The 20,839-nt window shown below is 57.1% G+C and carries 19 protein-coding genes; 13 read left to right on the forward strand and 6 right to left on the reverse strand.

The annotated features are described in order from the left end of the window. The first annotated feature begins 259 nt into the window (after positions 1–259). The 5 genes from G565_RS0110440 to G565_RS0110460 all read left to right on the forward strand — a co-directional run bounded on the left by G565_RS0110440 (position 260) and on the right by G565_RS0110460 (position 5,007). Positions 260–850: a TRAP transporter small permease gene (locus G565_RS0110440; RefSeq protein WP_028670875.1), complete on the forward strand. Its 591-nt coding sequence runs from the start codon at positions 260–262 to the stop codon at positions 848–850. An 83-nt stretch (positions 851–933) separates the two neighbouring features. Next, positions 934–2,217 (forward strand): TRAP transporter large permease, encoded by a 1,284-nt coding sequence (locus tag G565_RS0110445; RefSeq protein ID WP_028670876.1) that lies wholly within the window; start codon positions 934–936, stop codon positions 2,215–2,217. Between the two features lie 27 nt (positions 2,218–2,244). Then, the gene (locus G565_RS0110450; RefSeq protein WP_028670877.1) at positions 2,245–2,688 is read left to right on the forward strand and encodes a universal stress protein; all 444 of its coding nucleotides are present in this window, start codon (positions 2,245–2,247) and stop codon (positions 2,686–2,688) included. Between the two features lie 100 nt (positions 2,689–2,788). Next, the gene (locus tag G565_RS0110455; RefSeq protein ID WP_028670878.1) at positions 2,789–3,961 is read left to right on the forward strand and encodes a zinc-binding dehydrogenase; all 1,173 of its coding nucleotides are present in this window, start codon (positions 2,789–2,791) and stop codon (positions 3,959–3,961) included. Next, positions 3,958–5,007 (forward strand): proline racemase family protein, encoded by a 1,050-nt coding sequence (locus tag G565_RS0110460; RefSeq protein ID WP_028670879.1) that lies wholly within the window; start codon positions 3,958–3,960, stop codon positions 5,005–5,007. Before G565_RS0110455 ends, G565_RS0110460 begins: the two co-directional genes overlap by 4 nt. Before the next feature lie 5 nt (positions 5,008–5,012). Here G565_RS0110460 and G565_RS23775 read toward each other — a convergent pair whose 3' ends face one another. The 5 genes from G565_RS23775 to G565_RS0110485 form a co-directional block, all read right to left on the reverse strand. Further along, positions 5,013–5,399, reverse strand: a complete 387-nt coding sequence (locus tag G565_RS23775; RefSeq protein WP_051207757.1) for a thiol-disulfide oxidoreductase DCC family protein — start codon at positions 5,397–5,399, stop codon at positions 5,013–5,015. A 32-nt stretch (positions 5,400–5,431) separates the two neighbouring features. Next, complete coding sequence (hemF, locus tag G565_RS0110470; protein ID WP_028670880.1) at positions 5,432–6,349, reverse strand: oxygen-dependent coproporphyrinogen oxidase; 918 nt, start codon at positions 6,347–6,349, stop codon at positions 5,432–5,434. A 44-nt stretch (positions 6,350–6,393) separates the two neighbouring features. Further along, entirely contained in the window at positions 6,394–6,972 is a 579-nt protein-coding gene (gene tsaC / locus G565_RS0110475; protein ID WP_245584164.1) for an L-threonylcarbamoyladenylate synthase type 1 TsaC, read from the reverse strand. A gap of 248 nt (positions 6,973–7,220) precedes the next feature. Then, entirely contained in the window at positions 7,221–8,318 is a 1,098-nt protein-coding gene (dprA, locus tag G565_RS0110480) for a DNA-processing protein DprA (RefSeq protein WP_028670882.1), read from the reverse strand. A 127-nt stretch (positions 8,319–8,445) separates the two neighbouring features. Beyond that, entirely contained in the window at positions 8,446–9,519 is a 1,074-nt protein-coding gene (locus tag G565_RS0110485) for a LysM peptidoglycan-binding domain-containing protein (RefSeq protein ID WP_028670883.1), read from the reverse strand. A 529-nt stretch (positions 9,520–10,048) separates the two neighbouring features. Here G565_RS0110485 and def point away from each other — a divergent pair. The 8 genes from def to G565_RS23780 all read left to right on the forward strand — a co-directional run bounded on the left by def (position 10,049) and on the right by G565_RS23780 (position 19,955). Then, the gene (def, locus tag G565_RS0110490) at positions 10,049–10,555 is read left to right on the forward strand and encodes a peptide deformylase (protein WP_028670884.1); all 507 of its coding nucleotides are present in this window, start codon (positions 10,049–10,051) and stop codon (positions 10,553–10,555) included. Positions 10,556–10,558: 3 nt separating this feature from the next. Beyond that, positions 10,559–11,533, forward strand: a complete 975-nt coding sequence (gene fmt, locus G565_RS0110495) for a methionyl-tRNA formyltransferase (RefSeq protein ID WP_028670885.1) — start codon at positions 10,559–10,561, stop codon at positions 11,531–11,533. Continuing rightward, positions 11,530–12,819: a 16S rRNA (cytosine(967)-C(5))-methyltransferase RsmB gene (rsmB, locus tag G565_RS0110500; protein ID WP_028670886.1), complete on the forward strand. Its 1,290-nt coding sequence runs from the start codon at positions 11,530–11,532 to the stop codon at positions 12,817–12,819. The genes fmt and rsmB overlap by 4 nt, the downstream gene beginning before the upstream one ends. A 24-nt stretch (positions 12,820–12,843) precedes the next feature. Beyond that, on the forward strand, positions 12,844–14,220 hold the full coding sequence (gene trkA, locus G565_RS0110505) for a Trk system potassium transporter TrkA (RefSeq protein WP_028670887.1): 1,377 nt from the start codon (positions 12,844–12,846) through the stop codon (positions 14,218–14,220). A gap of 175 nt (positions 14,221–14,395) precedes the next feature. Beyond that, positions 14,396–15,844 (forward strand): TrkH family potassium uptake protein, encoded by a 1,449-nt coding sequence (locus G565_RS0110510; protein ID WP_028670888.1) that lies wholly within the window; start codon positions 14,396–14,398, stop codon positions 15,842–15,844. Between the two features lie 148 nt (positions 15,845–15,992). Beyond that, on the forward strand, positions 15,993–16,979 hold the full coding sequence (glyQ, locus tag G565_RS0110520; RefSeq protein ID WP_028670889.1) for a glycine--tRNA ligase subunit alpha: 987 nt from the start codon (positions 15,993–15,995) through the stop codon (positions 16,977–16,979). A gap of 6 nt (positions 16,980–16,985) precedes the next feature. Further along, positions 16,986–19,061: a glycine--tRNA ligase subunit beta gene (glyS, locus tag G565_RS0110525; protein WP_028670890.1), complete on the forward strand. Its 2,076-nt coding sequence runs from the start codon at positions 16,986–16,988 to the stop codon at positions 19,059–19,061. Between the two features lie 135 nt (positions 19,062–19,196). After that, positions 19,197–19,955: a lysophospholipid acyltransferase family protein gene (locus G565_RS23780; RefSeq protein WP_051207758.1), complete on the forward strand. Its 759-nt coding sequence runs from the start codon at positions 19,197–19,199 to the stop codon at positions 19,953–19,955. Between the two features lie 113 nt (positions 19,956–20,068). Here the strand turns inward: G565_RS23780 and G565_RS0110535 are convergent, their stop codons facing one another. Next, positions 20,069–20,821: a DsbA family protein gene (locus G565_RS0110535; RefSeq protein WP_051207766.1), complete on the reverse strand. Its 753-nt coding sequence runs from the start codon at positions 20,819–20,821 to the stop codon at positions 20,069–20,071. Positions 20,822–20,839 lie beyond the last annotated feature (18 nt).

The raw sequence follows: 20,839 nt of genomic DNA on the forward strand, positions 1-20,839 counted from the left end.
TGACAACAGTCGGGTGCGACAAGCACCCGACTGATCCAGGTCACCCCCCGGGCACAGTGAACGATCGCTGGCCGGGGCTTTACTACTATCCAGATCCACCCCGGGGCGGCACATTCTGCCTGACATCAGCGGGAGTTATCCCGCCCTACTCTGGATACCAGACACAGCCTCAGCGTAGACGGCTGTCTTTGGCCCTGACAACACGGATCTGTTCACATGAGCCTTTTGCTCTGCGTTTTTACGCACAGGAGCCATTGCTATGTCCGACCAGCCTAATGAGATGGATGACACCGGAACGTTTGAGTCCGGTCTGCCCGGTTTTCTGGGTGTCATCGATGTTGCCATCAGCAAAGCCGAGGCCGTTATACTGGCTCTCGGTGTGATATTGATGGCCGTTAATACCTGCACCAACGTCATCTTCCGCTTTGCATTGGGAGAAGGCCTTTTCTTCTCCGGTGAAATCAACCGAATTCTGATCATCATGATTACCTTTGCCGGCATCGGTTATGCGGCACGCCACGGCCGACACATTCGAATGTCAGCGATTTACGATGTATTACCCACAACGCCGCGTCGTATCATGATGATTCTGATTGCCCTGTTTACGTCAGCGGTCATGTTTTTTTTGTGTTACTACTCCGTCCAATACATCAGCAGCCTCTATGACCGGGGTCGAATATTGCCAGCCCTTGGTTTCCCAATCTGGACAATCTACGTGTGGGTACCCGTTGGCTTCGCCGTTACCGGAACCCAATACCTGTTGACTGCGATCAAGAACGTCACGTCGACCGATGTCTATTTGTCTACCGGTGTGGTGGATGGCTACGCCGACACTGAAAAAGAAGTGTGACAGCGGTTATCCGGCTCTGTGTCAAACGGACACTCTGATAGAAAGTGCACGTCGCTTAAAAGAACTCAAAAAACGAGGCAATCATGGCTACGACCCTGATGTTCATAATGATAGGTCTGCTGCTACTCGGCTTTCCTATGATGATTCCGCTGACCACAGCTGCACTGGTTGGCTTCTACATGATGTTCGATGGTTTCGGACAAAACACCACATTCATTCAACAAATGATGGGCGGCATTCGTCCCGCCTCACTGATCGCCGTGCCCATGTTTATTCTCGCGGCCGATATCATGACCCGAGGTCAGTCGGCCAACCGCCTGATCGACATGGTGATGTCCTTCATCGGCCATGTGAAAGGCGGCCTGGCCATCAGCACCGCTGCTTCCTGCACGCTCTTTGGTGCGGTCTCCGGTTCGACTCAGGCGACGGTGGTTGCGGTAGGTTCGCCACTGCGCCCCAAAATGCTGAAGGCGGGCTACTCAGATCCATTCACCCTGGCGCTGATCATCAACGCCAGTGACATTGCTTTTCTCATTCCCCCCAGCATCGGCATGATTATCTACGGGGTCATTTCCCAGACATCCATTGCCGAGTTATTCATTGCCGGTGTCGGCCCGGGCCTGATGATTCTGGTGTTCTTTTCGCTCTATGCGCTTATTTATGCTTATCGACACAATGTCCCTACTGAACCCAAATCTAGCTGGAACGATCGTGGAAAAGCAGTACTCGGTGCCCTGTGGCCGCTGATGTTCCCGGTTATTATTGTGGGCGGAATCTACGGTGGCATTTTCAGTCCGACTGAAGCGGCCGCAGTCTGCGTACTGTACGCGGTATTTTTGGAATTCATTGTTTTCCGCGAACTGAAATTGCCGGATATGTATCGCATCGCCAAATCAACCGGACTCATCACTGCCGTGGTGTTTATCCTGGTCGCGGTGGGTAATGGTTTCTCCTGGATCATTTCGTTTGCTCAGATTCCGCAGACCATTCTGGAAGCGGTAGGCGTCAATGAAATGGGCCCGGCGGGCGTGCTGATTTCTATTTGTATCGCTTTCTTTATCGCCTGTATGTTTGTCGACCCCATCGTTGTGATTCTGGTGCTGACACCCATCTTCGCACCGGCCATTGCTGCAACCGGACTGGACCCGGTTCTGGTAGGTATTCTGATTACATTGCAAGTTGCCATCGGTTCCGCCACCCCCCCTTTCGGCTGTGATATTTTTACCGCCATTGCCATCTTCAAACGCCCCTACTGGGAAGTCATTCGCGGAACGCCTCCGTTTATTTTCATTCTGATTTTCTCGGCGGCCTTGCTGATTATGTTTCCGCAAATTGCCTTGTTCCTGCGGGATCTTGCGTTCCGTTGATACCGTTACTGACAGGGAGAACCAAGCATGTTTAAGAAGATACTGGTGGCCGTTGATGGATCCAAAGCCGCACTTCGTGCGATGGAACAGGCGATTGAATTTCAACAGATAACACCCGACGCCGAGATCTATCTGATCTGTGTGTATAAACACCACAGTCTTTTCGCAGCATCACTGTCGGTGGGCCGGCCGGAAGATCTGCAAATCCCGGACGACACACTGGCCGGCTACGCCAAAGAAATTGTTGAGCATGCCAAGACCGTCGCGACCGAAAAAGGCGGCAAAAAAGTCAGAGGTTTTGTAAAGGGCGGACGGCCATCAAAAATGATTGTCAAATTCGCCAAAGACAAAGGCATCGACCTGATTGTCATGGGCGCGCACGGTACGCATTCCGATAAAGACGGCCTGTTACTCGGCAGTGTGTCGCACCGGGTTGCCAGCCTGGCCCATTGTCCGACACTGATCGTCTGATCCTGCACCGGTCGTCATGGCCATTGCGGCTTTGCGATCGGTGCTCCACTTCTTTTCCCGTTGAACGTTTAACAAGACTGCTTCAAACAGGAGGTTGTTTATGACCGGCGGTAATGGAGGTGAGCTCCCGACCCAGATGGCGGCCATGGTTCTGACTGGCCACGGTGGCACCGAAAAACTCGTGTATCGAACCGATGTCGCCACACCGGTTCCAGGCCCCGGCCAGGTTCTGGTGCAGGTGACAGCAACGGCAAAAAACAACACGGATCGCAAAGCTCGCGAAGGGCTGTATCCAACACAGGACAAAAACGAGGTTACGTCTTTTCAGATGGGCGGTGAAGCGACGCTGACGTTCCCCCGCATTCAGGGCGCCGATGTCGTCGGGCGAGTCATTGCTGTTGGAGAGGGCGTCAATAAAGGCCGGCTCGGCGAGCGTGGCCTGCTCGACTTCAACCTCTACCCGGATGCACGCCGCACCATTAATCTCGCTCCGGACTACTACGGCCATGGCTGCGACGGTGGCTACGCCGATTTCATTGCGGTTCCTTCCGATCAGTTTCATTGTATCGATAACCCCGAACTGGCCGATGCGCAATTGGCGACCATGGGCATGTGCTCCTATCAAACGGCACTGCATATGCTGACCTCTGCCCGGGTCAAGGCCGGGGAGCGCATTCTGGTAACCGGTGCCAGTGGGGGAGTCGGAACCGCACTGATTCAGTTGTGCCGCATCATGGGCGCCGTGCCCTATGCACTCAGTCAGGCCGACAAGGCCGATGCCCTGCTCAAACTGGGCGCTGAGGCGGTACTGGACCGACACACCATGCAGGGTTTCACCGACAGGGTATTGGCTGCTACCGGCGGTCACCCCATCGATGCGGTCATGGACCTGGTCGGGGGTGAGTCGACAAATCTGTTCATCGACACCATGATTACCGACATGACCAGCCGCAACGACTACCCGAGGCTAAGCATCGCCGGTGCCAGCGGCGGCAACCTCAGTGAAATACTGTGGACCAAGATTTATTTGTACCAGGTACAGCTGTTTGGCGTGTCTCACGGTACCCGGGAAGAGGCGGATCAATTAATCGAATGGATACGAACCGAGGATCTCAAGCCAGTGCTTCACGCAGCCTTCAAACTGTCCGAACTGCACCTGGCTGAAAAATACTTTGTCAATCGCGGCAGCAATTACCTGGGCAAGATCGTGATTGTGCCGGATACGCAATGGGCCGAGCACGGCGCCCCCTTTGCGCTGGAGAGTGCCCAATGAACCCAGCAGCCGCACCGACAACGCTGACACTTCAACTGCTTGATACCCACGCCGGGGGTGATGTCAGCCGAATCGTAACCGGCGGAATTGCGCCATTGCCAGGTGCCACTGTGCGAGCCCAGATGGAATATTTGCGCGACCATGCAGACGGGCTGCGCACGCTGCTGCTTGAGGAACCCTACGGCATTCCCGAAATGTCGGTCGACTTGCTGGTGCCTGCCACCGACCCCAGAGCGGCCGCCGGCTATATCATCATGGAAGTGATGGGGTATCCGATCTATTCGGGTTCCAATACCCTGTGCACGGCAACCGCCGTACTGGAGACCGGCCTGGTCGATAAACAGGAGGGTGAGCAAACCTTCCTGCTGGAATCCCCGGCGGGCCTGGTCAATATTACGGCCAGAGTTGAAAACAACGAGGTAAAGGCCATCACCTGTGAAGGCCTGCCCAGCTATATCGATACCTATCAGGCGCAGCTTGATGTACCAGGCATCGGCACGGTTACCTACAGCATTGCCTACAGCGGCGGCTTCTATGCCCTGGTAGACGCTGCTCAGTTGGGATTTGCATTAACGCCCGACGAAGAGCGCGCGCTCAACGACTGTGCTTTCGCCATTGTAACCGCGCTCCAACAACAACCCCCGTTGTCACACTACAGCCTGGGTGATGTAGGGCCGCTTCCTTTTCTGCACTTTATGGGGCCGGTTGAAGAAGTCAGTAGCGGCCGCTTCCGTTCACGCTCTGCTACCTATGTGCACCCGGGCGTTATTTGCCGCAGCACCACGGGAACCGGCACCTCAGCTCGCCTGGCGCTAATGCACTACGAGGGGCTGATCAAACCCGGCGACCAGCTGGAAACGATCTCGTTGCGGGATACCCGTTTTGTAGGGAAATTTACCGGCTTTGAACAGCAGGGTCAGTTTTCAGTGATTGAAAACACCATCACCGGTAGAAGCTATGTGATTGCAGAATCAGACATTATCGTCAATGTTGATGACCCCATGGTCAGCAGCCCAGGGCTCGACAAACTGTTTAGCGCGCGATAAACCGCTCAGGAACGTTTTACCCCATCCGTCGAATTGAGTGGGGGCAATTGACAGGTACCGGTGCTGCAGTAGCGCCGGTCAAACCGGCGGTCGGCCCAGCGTCGATAGACCCTGCTGGCAATGGTCTTCACCCCGGGCCATAACAGCGGCCTGAACACCCAGCCAACACGGGTATGCTGCCAGGCGCTGACTGTCGCATTCAGGCCCGTCACCCAGTCGCCATCGGTTGTTTGCAAGTGCAACGTCCTAAGCAGGACTTCCCGGTCAGGTTGATGCGAATCCGGTAGGTCGTGTATGTCGCGCAGGGCCAGGCCATCGTCACAAAGCCGACGCAGCAGGCGAATTTCTTTGGCGCACAGCGGGCAAGACCCGTCAAAATAGAGTGTATTCATACCCGTTTATACGCATCGACTGTGCGCCGGGATCAATTCACCCAGTTCTGTGGTCTCAAAAAGTGCGTCAACAAGCGGTCTTCATCGCTACCGGGCTCGGGCGTGTGGCCATACACCCACTGCACATGGGGTGGCAGCGACATCAGAATCGACTCGGTACGTCCGCCCGATTGCAACCCAAACAGGGTACCCCGGTCGAACACCAGATTGAATTCCACATAGCGGCCCCGGCGAACTTCCTGCCAGTCGCGGTGAACCTGGGTGTAGGGCGTCTCTTTGCGTTTTTGCAGGATCGGCAAGTAGGCATCAAGGTAACTGTCGCCCACCGCTTGCATAAAGCCAAAACAGGTGTCGAAATCCCATTCATTCAGATCGTCATAAAACAGACCGCCGATACCACGGGCCTCATTACGGTGTTTCAGATAAAAGTACTCATCACACCAGCGCTTGTAACGTGAATACACCGACTCTCCGAAGGGCAAACACGCCGCCCGGGCGGTTTCATGCCAGTGGACGCAATCGTCATCGAAACCGTAATAGGGTGTGAGGTCGTAACCACCCCCAAACCACCAGACCGGTTTCATGCCGTCTTTCTCGGCAACAAAGAAGCGGACATTGGCGTGCGACGTTGGCACGAAGGGGTTGCGCGGGTGGATCACCAGCGAGACGCCTAACGCCTGCCAGCGGCATCCGGCCAATTCTGGCCGATGCGCCGTCGCGCTGGCGGGCATGGTATCGCCCATCACATGGCTGAACCCGACACCGCCTTTTTCAATGATCGGTCCGCCCTGCAGTACTCGTGAACGACCGCCACCCCCCTCGGCCCGATTCCAGCTTTCCTCGGTAAAACGTGCGGTTCCATCTTCACGCTCAAGGGCCGCACAAATGCGATCTTGCAGATCCAGCAGGTAGGCTTTGATGGGTTCAATATCGAACTCAGTATCGGTCATTCGGTCTCCAGAAGAGGTTAGGGCGGGTGTCGCAAGGGCACGTCTCAGGCACGGTATAGCTGCTCGGTCAGTAAGTCCCGGATCTGGCTCGGCTGAGCGCCGGCCAGCGTCTTGCCCGGTGCAATGCCATCCAACTCAGCGCCCAGTTTCAATCGCACTTGCAGGCGGTCGGTCATCGCCGGTTTGCCACCGCGATTGGCGCTGGTCGACACCAACGGCATGCCCGCATGGCGACACAATGCACGGGCCATCGGATGCCCGGGCACTCGAACCGCAATGGTCGGGCGGTTACCGGTCACCCAATCGGGCAGGCTGCCATTGTGTTCGACAACCCAGGTAAACGGGCCTGGCCAGCGTTCTGTCAGGCGGTAAATCAGGTCAGAACTCAGAGGCGCGAGAAAAGGAGCCAATTGCTCGTAGTCATTGGCAATAATGATCAGCCCCTTCTCCACTGATCGTTCCTTAATGGCCAGGATTCGACCCACAGCATCCGCGTTCCAGGGATCACAACCCAGTCCCCAGACACCTTCGGTCGGGTAGGCCAAGACACCCCCGGCCAACAATCGCCTGGCCAATTGGCGAGCGGAAAAATCGAGGGCAGCGGGTAACAGGGCGTCAGTCACAGTCGGGGGATCCGGTTTTACGTCGAAGAGGCGGAAAGGGTACTGAATTAAAAGACGCGAAACAATAACAGACGTGGGGTTGGAAAAGACGCGAAACAATAAAGGACGCAAAACATGGAAAGACGCAAAACAATAAAAGACGTCAGTACATGTCCGGCGTCTTTTCATGTTCCGCGTCACTTTATGTCCTGCGTCAGTCCATGTCCTGCGTTACTTAATGTTCTGCGTCACTTTATGTCCTGCGTCATTCAAATCCGACAATAGCCGCCGGGTTGCTGTTGAATCCAGCCCGCCAGCTCCAGTTCCAGTAGCGGTTCCAGCAGGGTGTGGCTGGCACATTCGAGGTGATCGCTCAGCACATCCAGCGGCTGAGGTTCAGACGACAGCAAACCCAGCAAGGTGGTTTGCAGCTCAGGCAGGTTTGGGTCCAGTGGTGGGCAGGGCGCTTGGATTGGGCGGGTGCGCAGTGTGTCCAGCGCTCCATCGTCCACCAAATCATCCATGCCGGTCAGCAGTCGAGCACCCTCCTGAATCAGTCGGTGGCAACCAGCGGTGTTCGGATTACTGATATCACCGGGCAGCGCGAAGACTTCACGCCCTTGCTCCAGCGCGTGCTCGGCGGTTATCAGCGAACCGCTGCGCTCAGCAGCCTCGACCACAACGATGGCGTCACTTAACCCGCTGATGATTCGATTTCGGCGTGGGAAATGACCCGGCTTGGGCTGGGTACCCAACGGGTACTCTGAGACCAGAGCACCGTGCCGCATGATATGGGAGAACAGCCCCGCGTTCTGCTTTGGATACACCCTGTCTACGCCACAGCCGAGTACCGCCAGGGTTTTACCGCTGCTTTGCAGGGCGCCTTCGTGGGCGCAGGCATCGATCCCGGCCGCGCCACCACTGGTAACAACAAGACCGGCATCACTGATGCCCTGGCCAAATGCCCGGGCGTGCTGGCGGGCCGACAAGCTGGCATTACGGCTGCCCACAACACCCACCTGGCGCTGACTCAACAAGTCGGGATTACCGCGAACCCACAACATCAGTGGCGGATCAGGAATGTGAGTCAGCAATTGTGGATACGTCGAACACTGCAAACTGACCAGATGGCAATCTTCCTGCTCCTGCCAGCGCATTTGCTCCAAAGCACGCCTATAGACCGGGTGCTGTTCACCCAGCCGGTGGATGTCACTGAGGGTCTGTTTAATGGCGGACGGGAGTGGCCACTGTCTGGCCTGTCGGAACAAATCGCGAGGGTCGTCGACCACATCAAGTAACTGGTGGCAACGTTTCAGGCCGAGGCCGGGCGTCAATACCCAGCACAGCCAATGCAGGCGCTCATCCATGGAAACGGGTCCTTTTCCCTGATTGTCAGCCACCGGCCTTTTCCCTGCCGGTTATGGCTTTCAGTAAATCGCAAAACCGGCACCGCTCCACCGTGAGCAGTACCGCTTTGGCAAGTCGTTCGTTGGATCAGAAACCGGGGGAACGCACCTTGTCGCCTACGCTCATCGGAAGGTCGGCTTCAAGAACCAGACCATAGGATGCTTTGTCGAAAACGCGAAACACCATCATTAGGCCCGCTTCTGTTTCCGGTAACTGCAGTCGATCATTGGTGACCGGATCGCGGACCTGGTCACCCCGAAGAAAGATGCGGAAGATGTTGCCCGCTTCAAGCCCTTCGCGCTGCCCTTTATTAATGGTCACTACATCAAACTGGCCAATGCTTCGCACGCCCCGAGCCACCCGCAGAATTTCACCCTCAACGCCATCGGGCGGCTCACTCGGATAAAATACAGAATTCAACAGGGTTTCATCGGAAGGCAACAGGCGATCACGCAGACCAATTTGCTGGTTTGTGCGCTGCAGACCCAGGGTACCAATGTCCCGGCTATAGTCAGACAAACGCGCCTGACCCAGCTCTATGGCTTCAAACCCGAGGTCTTCTCCGGTGTCCGGATCGGACAGAGGCTCGCCTTCACGGTAGATCTGATAAGTGCGCAGTGCTTCGTCGAACTCACCCCGGGCATAGACGGTGTCTCCGGCGCCGACAATCAGCCGACCTTCCTGACCACTGACAATATAAGGGGCTTCCGCCAACTGGTTTTCAGACAGAATGCGATTGCCGGTCAGAAATCCTGCCACGTATTCGCGAGGTATGGACGGAATAGCGCCCAAAATAGGCGTGATCCGGGCCGTAGGACGCAGCTTGACCAACCCGCCTTCAACATCCTCCGGCGACACCCTAACGGTGCTCGCGTCTTCACCCCGCGACAAAGTGGTCAGCCGTTGCTCGCCATCAATCAGAATCAGCCCGATAACGTCGCCCGGGTAAATCAGGTGTGGGTTTTCAATTTGAGTATTCAGTTGCCAGATGTCCTGCCATTTCCACGGATCGGCCAGGTACATCTCAGCGATATCCCAAAGTGTATCGCCTTTCTGAACGGTGTAGCGTTCGGGCACATCGGCATTGAGCGCAACGTTTTCCGACCACGCAGGAAGCGCGCCGAAGCACAGAATGACAAAAGCTGCGATGGTGTTCCTCATGGCCAGTTTCCCTATAACAATCTACGGTACAGTCAATGGTGCGCCACGATAAGGTCAATGGTGCGGTCAATACTAACGATTAGCCTAACGATCAATCTTCATGATCAGTATATAAGCAGTCGCGCGCAAAGCCGACCTGCAATCGCGCAGGTATGAACGCTTCGTTCAGCCGGTTCGGTAACCGTCGGGTCTCACGCCTGATCATCGATCCGTAAAGGCGGCCGGGGTCCGATCTGTATGTTGCGCAAACAACTACTCTAAGAGTGACCACTTTTAGTTTAGCAGTCAATCGCTTAGCGAGACATATTAAAGCCCACTCTGAGCTGTTTTAGGCGCTTTATCGTTGGTTTTGAGAGCAAAGTCACACTAAACCCGTATCGGAGCCCCGGTCAGAGAGTCCGCCTAACGCTGTATGTCCCGGTTTTTTTACCGTTTTTAGCGGTTCGTCGTGCGTTGCAAGCACCGGTTAGCGCCCATATTGTGTAAAATACCGTCATAACACACCGAATTAAGACAGGGCACTGGAACCATGGCATTACTCGACATACTGGAATACCCCGATCCTCGTTTGCGAACCGTCGCCAAACCGGTAGCGACCGTGGATGAGCGCATTCGAACCCTGGCCAGCGATATGCTGGACACCATGTACGACGCCCCCGGCATTGGTCTGGCTGCCAGCCAGGTCAATGTGCACGAGCGGGTTATCGTCGTGGACATTTCAGAAGAACAGGACGAGCCGCATGTGTTCGTTAACCCCGATTATGAAAAGCTCGGTGACGACATCGAGTACCAGGAAGGCTGCCTGTCGGTGCCCGGGTACTATGAAAAGGTTTCCCGGTCCGACAAAATTCGGGTGAAAGCACTGAACCTCGATGGCGAGACCTTCGAACTGGTCGCAGAAGACCTGTTGGCGATTTGCATTCAGCACGAGATCGATCACCTGGATGGCAAGCTGTTTGTCGACTACCTGTCGAATCTGAAGCGCACGCGGATTCGCAAGAAGCTGGAAAAACAGCACAAACAGATGGCGTCCTGATTCATGTCACTGAAGGTCATCTTTGCCGGAACTCCCGAGTTCGCGGCCGAGCACTTGCGCGCGGTGCTCAACTCAGACCACGAGGTCATCGCCGTTTATACTCGCCCGGATCAGCCCGCCGGGCGTGGGCGCAAACTCACCGCATCCCCCGTTAAGACGGTGGCCGAGCAAGCGGATATTCCGGTTTACCAGCCAGCCACCTTGCGCGACACCGACGCCCAAACACAACTTGCAGCCCTGAACGCCGACCTGATGATCGTCGTCGCCTACGGGTTGATTCTGCCGCAAACGGTACTCGATGCCCCGCGCCTGGGTTGTATCAATGTTCACGCCTCCCTGTTGCCCCGCTGGCGCGGCGCTGCACCCATTCACCGGGCCCTGCTGGCTGGCGACATTGAAACCGGTGTCACCATCATGCAAATGAACGCCGGACTCGATACCGGTGACATGTTGCTCAAAGCCCGATGCCCGATCACGCCCGACATGACCAGCGAACGCCTGCACGATGCACTGATCGAATGCGGCAAACCGGCACTGATCGACACGCTGGCCAGCCTGAACACCGGTACCGCCAAAGCGGAGCCACAAGATGACGCCGAAGCCACCTACGCCGAAAAACTCAGCAAGGCCGAAGGCAACATCAACTGGAGCGACAGTGCCGACCACATCGACCGGCAGATTCGCGGGCTCACGCCCTGGCCGGGCGCCTATACGCAATGGCAGGGCCAGACGCTGCGCATTCATCAGGCCCGCCCCGGTGACCGGATTGCGACCAAACCCCCGGGCACTATTGAACAGATGGGATCAGACAATATGGTTGTCGCCTGTGGCCGGGGCACCCTGGTCGTTGAGCGGCTGCAGATGCCTGGCAAGAAAGCCATGTCTGCGGCCGATGTTCTAAACGCACGTCGCGCGGCCTTTGAAGCCGACCCGATATTCGGCAATACCCAACCCCAGCCAACCGAGGCCGCCCAATGACCCAGAATGTCCGTGTCCTGGCGGCTCAGACCGTACTTCAGGTGGCCGATCATGGTCGCTCCCTGAGCGATTTGCTGCCGCGTTATCGCGACACCCTCGAAGAAGCCGATCGTGGCCTTTACCAGAAACTGGTCTACGGCACGATTAGACATTACCTCAGCCTCGACGAACTGGCCCGCGCCCTGCTCGACAAGCCGATTCAGCACAAGGAACGGGTTATCCAAATGCTGTTGCTGGTGGGCCTGTACCAACTGTTGTATCTGGACATACCGGAACATGCGGCCATTAATGAAACCGTCGACGCCACCAAACCGCTCAAGAAACCCTGGGCGAAAGCCCTGCTGAACGCGGCCCTGCGCCGCTTTCAGCGTGAGCGCGAAGAACTGATTGAAACATTGCAAAACAAGCACGCCATGCCTGGCTGGCTGACCCGGCAATTGCGCAAGGATTACCCGGAACAATGGCTCGACATCATGGCCAGCAGCAATGAGCAGGGGCCGATGATCTTGCGCGTGAATCAGCGCCAGGGCAGCCGTGAAGACTGGCTGACTGAAGCCGATGAAGCCGGCCTGTCGATCACCCCGTCCGCCATTACCGCCTCTGCCGTTACCCTGGCACAACCGGTCGGCGTGCTGCAGCTGCCGGGGTTCGAGCAGGGGCGAGTCAGCGTGCAAGATGAAGCAGCCCAGCAATGCGCCTTCCTGCTTGATCCTCAGCAGGGAGAGCGCATTCTTGATGCCTGCGCCGCACCGGGTGGTAAAACCGGACACCTGCTGGAGCGGGCAGACGTTCAGGTCACCGCCCTCGACATCGACGCCGGACGCCTGGAGCGGGTGCAAGAGAACCTGGACCGAATCGGCCTGAAAGCCGAACTGAAAGCCGCCGATGCGGCCGAATTGAAAAGCTGGTGGGACGGCACACCCTTTGACCGGATTCTGCTGGATGCCCCCTGCTCCGGCACCGGCGTCATTCGCCGGCACCCGGACATCAAACTGTTGCGCAAACCCAAAGACGTGGAGTTTCTCACTCAGGTACAAGACCAGTTACTGCACCGTCTGTGGCAAACGCTCAAGCCGGGCGGAATACTGCTCTACGCGACCTGTTCGCTATTGCAGCGTGAAAATTCAGAACGGGTCAGTGCTTTTGTAAACCGGCAGGCCGATGCTTCAGTTGTGGAGCTGCAACTGGCGGGTGACGCCGAGGTCTCGGTCGGGGTACAGTGGCTGCCTCAGCCTGGCAGTCACGACGGATTCTATTTTGCATTACTTAAAAAAGCAGATGGATAACCCTGCACAAAAAAGGAAGCGGGCGTGAAGATCATCATGTTAGGGGCCGGCCAGGTCGGCGCTACGCTGGCAGAGAACCTCGCCAGTGAAGACAACGACATCACTGTTGTCGACACAGACGCTGAACGGTTGCGTAACCTTCAGGACCGGCTCGATATCCGCACCGTCACCGGCATGGCCTCTTTGCCTGATATTCTGGCGCAAGCCGGTGCCGAAGACGCCGATTTATTGATCGCCGTTACCAGCAGCGATGAAGTCAACATGGCGGCATGTCAGGTGGCCTACACCCTGTTCCGCACGCCCACCAAGATCGCCCGGATTCGCAGCCCGCAATACACTCAGCACAGCGAAAAACTGTTCACCCCCGAAGCGGTGCCGGTGGATGTACTGATCAGCCCGGAACAACTGGTCACCAATTACATCAAACGCCTGATCGAGACACCCGGTGCCTTGCAGGTGCTGGACTTCGCCGACGGCAAACTCCAGCTGGTGGCAGTCAAGGCTTATCACGGCGGGCCGCTGGTGGGTCAGGAACTGCGTTTTTTGAAACAACACATGCCGTCGGTACAGACCCGGGTCGCCGCCATATTCCGCAAAGACCGGCCAATCATTCCCGAAGGGTCCACGGTGATTGAAGCTGACGACGAGGTGTTTTTCATTGCCGGTCGCACCGACATCCGCGCCGTCATGAGCGAACTGCGCAGCAAGGAGCGCGCCTACAAACGCATCATCATTGCTGGCGGCGGTAACATTGGGTATCGGCTGGCGCTGGGCCTGGAAAGCCGCTATTCGGTCAAACTGCTGGAGCGCAACGAAGTCCGATGCCAGTGGCTCAGTGAAAATCTGAATCATGCCGTTGTGCTGCGCGGCGACGCGTCCGATCAGGACTTGCTGTTGGATGAAAACATCGAAGACACCGATATCTTTCTGGCACTGACCAACGACGATGAAGCCAATATCATGGCCTCAATGCTGGCCAAGCGCCTCGGCTCTCGCAAGGTAATGACGCTGATCAACAACTCGGCCTATGTTGACCTGGTGCAGGGCGGCGAAATCGACGTTGCCATTTCACCGTCGCAAACCACCATTGGTAGCTTGCTGACCCACGTGCGTCGCGGTGACATTGTTAATGTGCATTCACTGCGTCGCGGTGCCGCTGAAGCCATTGAGGCCATCGCTCACGGCGACCGGAAATCATCCAAGGTCGTCGGCCGTGCCATCGAAGACATCGACCTGCCGGAAGGCTGCACCATCGGTGCTATTGTGCGCAATGAAGAGGTCCTGATCGCCCGCGATGACCTGACCATTGAATCCGACGACCACGTGATTCTGTTTTTGATCGACAAACGACGCATTACCGATGTAGAACGGTTGTTCCAGGTGGGGCTGACGTTCTTTTAAACCACCATTGTATTGAATAGCTGTATAGGATGGTTGCATAGAAAGCCGGACGGTTCGGTGGCATGAGTGCGGGACGCGGGCGTCCTGCCCGCTGTTACATGAAGCGCCCCTGCAACCCTTGTTACGTTGGCGGCATCAAGACCCTTAAACCATGCAGTAGGAGTTGAATCGAACCATGCATTACCGGATGACCATCAAGGTTCTTGGGTTGCTGTTGATGGTATTCAGCCTGTCGATGCTGCCGTCCGTACTGGTGTCTTTTTATTATCAGGATGGCATTCACAATGCCTTTATTCTGGGGTTTCTGCTGACGCTGATCGCTGGCTTTGTCAGCTGGATGCCGGTTCGCCACTACCGGGGTGAATTGCGCACCCGCGATGGGTTTGTCATTACCGTGCTGTTCTGGATCGTATTGGGCCTCGCCGGTTCCATTCCGATTCACCTGGCGCCGGCCGCGACCACCAACTACACCGACTCTTTTTTTGAAGCCTTTTCCGCGCTAACCACAACGGGCGCTACCGTCGTGGTCGGGCTGGACAGCCTGCCCAAAAGCCTGCTCTTCTATCGCCAGCAACTGCAATGGATGGGCGGCATGGGCATTATTGTGCTGGCCGTTGCTGTCTTGCCGATGCTGGGCATTGGCGGCATGCAGCTGTACCGGGCGGAAACCCCCGGGCCCGTCAAAGACACCAAACTGACGCCCCGCATAACCGAAACGGCCAAAGCCCTGTGGTACATTTATCTCGCGCTAACCATCGCCTGTGCGTTGGGCTACTGGGCCGCTGGCATGAGTTTGTTTGATGCCATCGCTCACAGTTTCTCGACCGTGGCCATTGGTGGTTTTTCCACACACGATGCCAGTATCGGGTACTTCGATAGCATCGCCGTGGAAATGGTCGCGGTGGTGTTCATGGTGTTGTCGATCGCCAATTTCGGTTTGCACTTTGTGGCCTGGCGCAACCGCAGCATCAAGCAGTACCTGCTCGACCCCGAATACCGGTTTTTTATCGTCATTTTACTGGTCTTCGTGGTAATGACCACGGTGACACTGATTCTGACGCGCGTCTACGCGCCCGGCGAGGCCTTGCGCTACGGCCTCTTCGAATCAGTCTCCCTGCTGACGACTACGGGTTTCGGCGCCGCCGATTTCGCGGCCTGGCCGTTGTATTTGCCCTTTTTCCTGATTCTCGCCTCCTTTATTGGCGGCTGTGCCGGATCGACCGCCGGTGGCATTAAAGTCATTCGGACCATGTTGCTGCTCAAGCAAGGCTTGCGCGAGATCAAGCGGCTGATTCACCCCGCCGGCGTGTTTCCCATCAAAATCGGCAAACGCCCGGTCGGAGATCGGGTGATCGAAGCCGTCTGGGGCTTTTTCAGCATGTACATCCTCATCTACGGAGTGATTTTGTTCGCGTTACTGGCCACCGGCATGGACTTTGTCACCAGTTGGTCGGCCGTTGCCGCCTCCCTGAACAACCTCGGCCCGGGTCTGGGCGACGTTGCCAGCCACTACGCCAACATCCCGGACATGGCCAAATGGGTACTGTGCGTCGCCATGTTGCTAGGTCGCCTCGAAATTTTCACCTTGCTGGTGCTGTTCTCGCCTCAATTCTGGCGCAGCTAAAGCCGCTGCTCGCCCTTAAAAGGCCAGAAGCCGGCTTTGGCAGAAACCCGCAGCCGCTCCCGGCTCTCCAGCCACAGTGACCCCGCCCCACCGCCTATGTATAATGCGGCGTTTGATTTTTGACCTTCCGACATCAGGACGTTTCGCTGTGACTGAACAGAACTCGCCATCGACAGCACCACCCCAAAACGCCACCACAGCCCGGAATCTGAAGACCTTCCAGGGCCTTATTCTGACGCTGCAGCAGTACTGGGCCGACCAGGGTTGTGTCATCCTGCAGCCTCTGGATATGGAAGTCGGCGCCGGGACCAGCCATCCGGCCACATTTTTACGCGCCATTGGACCGGAAACCTGGAACGTGGCCTATGTGCAGCCGTCACGTCGCCCCACTGACGGCCGTTATGGCGAGAACCCGAACCGTCTGCAGCATTATTACCAGTATCAGGTCATTCTGAAGCCAAACCCGAGCAACATTCAGGAACTGTACCTGGGCTCGCTGGAAGCCATTGGCGTCGACCCGCTGGTGCACGACATTCGTTTTGTCGAAGACAACTGGGAAAACCCGACACTGGGTGCCTGGGGGTTGGGTTGGGAGGTCTGGCTGAACGGCATGGAGGTGACTCAGTTCACCTACTTCCAGCAGGTCGGTGGCATTGAATGCTACCCGGTCTCGGGCGAGATCACCTACGGCCTGGAACGCCTGGCGATGTACATTCAGGACGTCGACAATGTCTACGACCTGGTCTGGACGATCGGCCCCGATGGCAGCAAGGTCACCTATGGCGATGTCTACCTGCAGAACGAAATCGAACAATCGACCTACAACTTCGAACACGCCGACGTCGACAACCTGTTCCGTCAGTTCGAGTACCACGAAGGAGAAGCCCGCAAGCTGATCGACCTGAACTTGCCGTTGCCTGCCTATGAGCAAATCCTCAAGGCCGGTCACACCTTCAACTTGCTGGATGCTCGTCACGCCATTTCGGTCACCGAACGTCAGCGCTATATTCTGCGCATTCGCGCCCTCTCCCGGGATGTGGCCAAAGCCTACTATGAAGCACGCAAGGCCATGGGGTTCCCGATGGCGCCAAAAGCGTTGCGCGACGACATTCTCAGTGCCGAGAACAAGGATTAAGACCACATGACACAGGCTGATTTTCTGATTGAACTGGGCACCGAAGAACTGCCGCCCAAGGCACTGAAACCGCTGCAAGATGCCTTTGCCGACGGACTGACTCAACGTTTGAAAGACGCCGGCGTGAGCTTTGGCGACACCGAGCGCTTTGGCGCACCCCGCCGCCTGGCCGTGCTGATTCGCGATCTGGGACTGGCCCAGCCGGACGAAGCCTTTGAACGCCGCGGTCCGGCAGTAAAAGCGGCGTTCGACGCCGATGGCAACCCAACCAAAGCCGCCGAGGGCTTTGCCCGTGGTAATGGCGTCAGTGTTGATGCCCTGGAGCGCATGGCCACCGACAAAGGCGAATGGCTGGTCTACCGGGGTGTTGAACCGGGTAAAGCCACGGCCGACTTGCTGCCGCAACTGGTACAGCAAACGCTCGATGCCCTGCCCATTCCCAAGCGCATGCGATGGGGCATGAGCCGCGACGAATTCGTGCGCCCGGTACAATGGCTGGTCATGTTGCTCGGCAACGAGGTGGTTCCCGCCACTATCTATGGCATTGAATCCGGTCGTTTCAGCCGCGGCCACCGCTTTCACGCGCCCGCTAATCTGGACATCCCAGCGCCCGCCGCCTATGCCGACACCTTGCGCAAACAGGGCAAGGTGCTGGCGTCTTTCAATGAGCGCCGGGACTATATTGCCACCGAGGCAAAGGCAATCGCCCGGGCCGAAGGCGTCGAGGTCGTGATTGACCCTGACCTGCTCGATGAAGTGACGGCGTTGAACGAATGGCCCGTCGCCCTGATCGGCAGCTTTGAATCCCGCTTCCTGTCAGTGCCTGCAGAAGCGCTGGTGTCCTCAATGCAGGAACACCAGAAGTACTTCCCGACACACGACAGCAAGGGCGAACTGGCTCCCCGCTTCGTGTTCATCGCCAACCTGGAAAGCAAAGACCCGGCTCAGGTCATCGCCGGTAACGAAAAGGTGATTCGACCGCGCCTGGCCGATGCGGCCTTCTTCTGGGACACCGACCGCAAAACGCCGCTGGTCGACCGGGTCGAGAAACTCAAATCAGTGACCTTTCAGCAGCAACTGGGCTCCATGTACGACAAAGCCACCCGGTTGCGCGCCATCGCCGGTGAGATTGCCCGGCAACTGGGCGATGACATAGAGCAGGCCGAGCGCGGCGCCTGGCTGGCCAAGGCTGACCTGGTCACCGACATGGTGTTTGAATTTGACGACATGCAAGGCATCGCGGGCTACTACTATGCGTTGCATGATGGCGAACCCAAGGCTGTCGCTCAGGCGATCATCGAGCAATACCGACCAGCCGGTGCCGGTGACGAACTGCCGCTGAGCCGCGCGGGTATGGCCGTCGCCCTGGCCGACCGGCTGGACAACCTTTCCGGTCTGTTCGGCATCGGCCAGCCGCCCACCGGCACCAAAGACCCCTTTGCTCTGCGCCGCGCCGCCCTGGGCGTGTTACGCATTCTGGTTGAGCGGGATCTGGATCTGGATCTGGTCGACCTGGTGACCTTCGCTGCCGACCAGCACACCGATCTGCCGCAACGCGATACGCTGGTCAGTCAGGTAGTTGACTACGCCCTCGACCGGTTCAGCGCCTGGTACGCCGATGCCGGGTTCCGCCACGACGTGTTTCAGGCGGTTCGGGCACTGAACCCGAGCCGGCCGCTGGACATCGACCGGCGGGTCAAGGCCGTTGCCAGTTTCAGTCATCTGGTTGAAGCCGAAGCCCTGGCCAGCGCCAATAAACGGGTATCAAATCTGCTCGCAAAAGCCGAAGGCAGCGTCAGTGATCAGGTTGATACGACACTGTTTGAGAACGACGCTGAAAGCACGCTCTGGGAAGCCATTCAGGCAGCAGAGGCCGAAATCACACCCATGCTGGCCATCGTGGATTACCAGGGTGCACTGCAACACCTGGCCACCCTGCGCGACAGCGTTGACGCCTATTTTGACGGCGTCATGGTCATGGCCGACAATGCCGCGCTGCGCAGCAATCGCCTGGCGGTCTTGTCGAAGCTGCGGCAGTTGTTCCTCAAAGTAGCCGATATCTCAGTGTTGCAGAGCCAATAGGCCGGTGTGAACGCAGGCCGCTACCGGTCTGCGTCTCTTCCCCGCGGGAAAGGCTAAATTCACTTAAACGACATCGTCCGGACACCGTTTGTCGGTACACTGGGCGCCACTTTTAACCTGGCGAGAGCTGACGCTATGTGGTTGGCCTACCTGCGAACCTTTGTTTTTTACGCCTGCTTCTACGGGCCCTTTACCATTCTGTGGGCAACGTTTTGCACGTTGTTTGCCTATCTGTTGCCTTACCGGATGCGCTATCACTTTGTCGTCGGTACCTGGGCCAAAGTCACGGTATTTGCCAGCCGCTGGATACTGGGCATCAAATACCGTATCACCGGCCTTGAGAATCTCGACGGCAAGGCAGGCGTGGTGGTCTCCAATCACCAGTCAGCCTGGGAAACCTTTTTCCTGCAACGCCTGTTTCGCCCCCAAACCCAGGTTATTAAACGCAGTCTGTTGAAAATACCCTTTTTTGGCTGGGCGTTTTCCACGTTGCGCCCCATTGCGATTGACCGGACCGACCGGGTCGGGGCCATGAACCAGATTCTGGAGCAGGGTGTGCCGCGCCTGAACGACGGCATTTTCGTGCTCATCTTCCCGGAAGGGACCCGAGCGGAACCTCACAAGGTTCGAAACTTTCAGCAAGGGGGCGCACGACTGGCCAAAGAAGCGGGGGTGCCGCTTATTCCGGTGACCCACAACTCCGGTGACTTCTGGCTCAACAAACGCTTTGTCAAACTGCCCGGCACCATCGATGTGATCATCCACCCGCCCATTGATCTGACCAGCCTGAAAGCAAGCGAAGGGTCCAAACTGGCCCACACCGTCATCAGTGACGGGTTAACACGTATTCAGGCACAGAACGAGCGGGTATCGCGCAAGCGCGAATCGACGTAATGCAGACTGGTGGGCGGCGATCGTAGGGATAGGATTGACGCAGAGCGTTGCTGACAAAGCGCGGATGAGGTGTAAAACAACTCATCCGCGCACAATCAATGCCCCGGCCGGTTTTATGGTAGGTTGGCGTCTATAGCGGCTTGAATGTCAGCTTGCGGATAGGCACCACGCAGGATGTCGGTACCTATGACAAACGTCGGTGTACCGGTGATGTTCAACTGTTGTGCCAGCGCCTGGTTGCTTGCCAGCGTCTGTTGCACCCAGTCGGCCTTGGTTTCTTCTTCTAACTCTGCCCGGTCGAGCCCCAGTGAGTCGATCACCTGCCAGATTTCGCTATCCTGACCCAGACTGCCGGGGCGTGCCAGCAGGGCATCGTGGTACGCCTGATATTGATCCGGATGAAGTTCATTAATCGCCAGGCCAAACCGTGCTGCTGTGACGGATGTTTCCGAGAGAATGGGCCATTCTTTATACACGATCCGCAAATTCGGGTTGGCCTCGGTCAGCGCTTTAACCGTATCCGAAGCGCGTTTGCAATAACCGCAATTGTAGTCGAAGAATTCAACCAGGGTCACGGTACCGTCCGGGTTGCCACCGACCGGATCGTTAGCCCCATTCGTTAACTGGGTGCCAACTGATGCCAGCAATTCATTCTGACTGGCGACCTGTGCGGCCTGCTCCCGCTCCTGCAAAATCCCGATGGCCTCCATGACAATCTCCGGGTTTTCCAGAATGTAATCACGCACCATCTGGTTAACGTCGTCTTCTGTCAGATTCTCCGCCTGGGCAACCACCGCCGTGAAGGCCAACAAGGGCATCAACAGCAATAAACGAAGCCGTGCGAACAGGGTTTTGGGGTTAAACATGGTATCTCCAACAGCTGA

It is taken from the genome of Saccharospirillum impatiens DSM 12546, assembly GCF_000423605.1.
Lineage (GTDB): Bacteria > Pseudomonadota > Gammaproteobacteria > Pseudomonadales > Natronospirillaceae > Saccharospirillum > Saccharospirillum impatiens.

Bases quoted from the DNA above. Each gene is read 5' to 3' on its own strand.
- G565_RS0110440 (WP_028670875.1), top strand. From the start codon at position 260: ATGTCCGACCAGCCTAATGAGATGGATGACACCGGAACGTTTGAGTCC.
- G565_RS0110445 (WP_028670876.1), top strand. From the start codon at position 934: ATGGCTACGACCCTGATGTTCATAATGATAGGTCTGCTGCTACTCGGC.
- G565_RS0110450 (WP_028670877.1), top strand. From the start codon at position 2,245: ATGTTTAAGAAGATACTGGTGGCCGTTGATGGATCCAAAGCCGCACTT.
- G565_RS0110455 (WP_028670878.1), top strand. From the start codon at position 2,789: ATGACCGGCGGTAATGGAGGTGAGCTCCCGACCCAGATGGCGGCCATG.
- G565_RS0110460 (WP_028670879.1), top strand. From the start codon at position 3,958: ATGAACCCAGCAGCCGCACCGACAACGCTGACACTTCAACTGCTTGAT.
- G565_RS23775 (WP_051207757.1), bottom strand. From the start codon at position 5,399: ATGAATACACTCTATTTTGACGGGTCTTGCCCGCTGTGCGCCAAAGAA.
- hemF (WP_028670880.1), bottom strand. From the start codon at position 6,349: ATGACCGATACTGAGTTCGATATTGAACCCATCAAAGCCTACCTGCTG.
- dprA (WP_028670882.1), bottom strand. From the start codon at position 8,318: ATGGATGAGCGCCTGCATTGGCTGTGCTGGGTATTGACGCCCGGCCTC.
- G565_RS0110485 (WP_028670883.1), bottom strand. From the start codon at position 9,519: ATGAGGAACACCATCGCAGCTTTTGTCATTCTGTGCTTCGGCGCGCTT.
- def (WP_028670884.1), top strand. From the start codon at position 10,049: ATGGCATTACTCGACATACTGGAATACCCCGATCCTCGTTTGCGAACC.
- fmt (WP_028670885.1), top strand. From the start codon at position 10,559: ATGTCACTGAAGGTCATCTTTGCCGGAACTCCCGAGTTCGCGGCCGAG.
- rsmB (WP_028670886.1), top strand. From the start codon at position 11,530: ATGACCCAGAATGTCCGTGTCCTGGCGGCTCAGACCGTACTTCAGGTG.
- G565_RS0110510 (WP_028670888.1), top strand. From the start codon at position 14,396: ATGCATTACCGGATGACCATCAAGGTTCTTGGGTTGCTGTTGATGGTA.
- glyS (WP_028670890.1), top strand. From the start codon at position 16,986: ATGACACAGGCTGATTTTCTGATTGAACTGGGCACCGAAGAACTGCCG.
- G565_RS23780 (WP_051207758.1), top strand. From the start codon at position 19,197: ATGTGGTTGGCCTACCTGCGAACCTTTGTTTTTTACGCCTGCTTCTAC.
- G565_RS0110535 (WP_051207766.1), bottom strand. From the start codon at position 20,821: ATGTTTAACCCCAAAACCCTGTTCGCACGGCTTCGTTTATTGCTGTTG.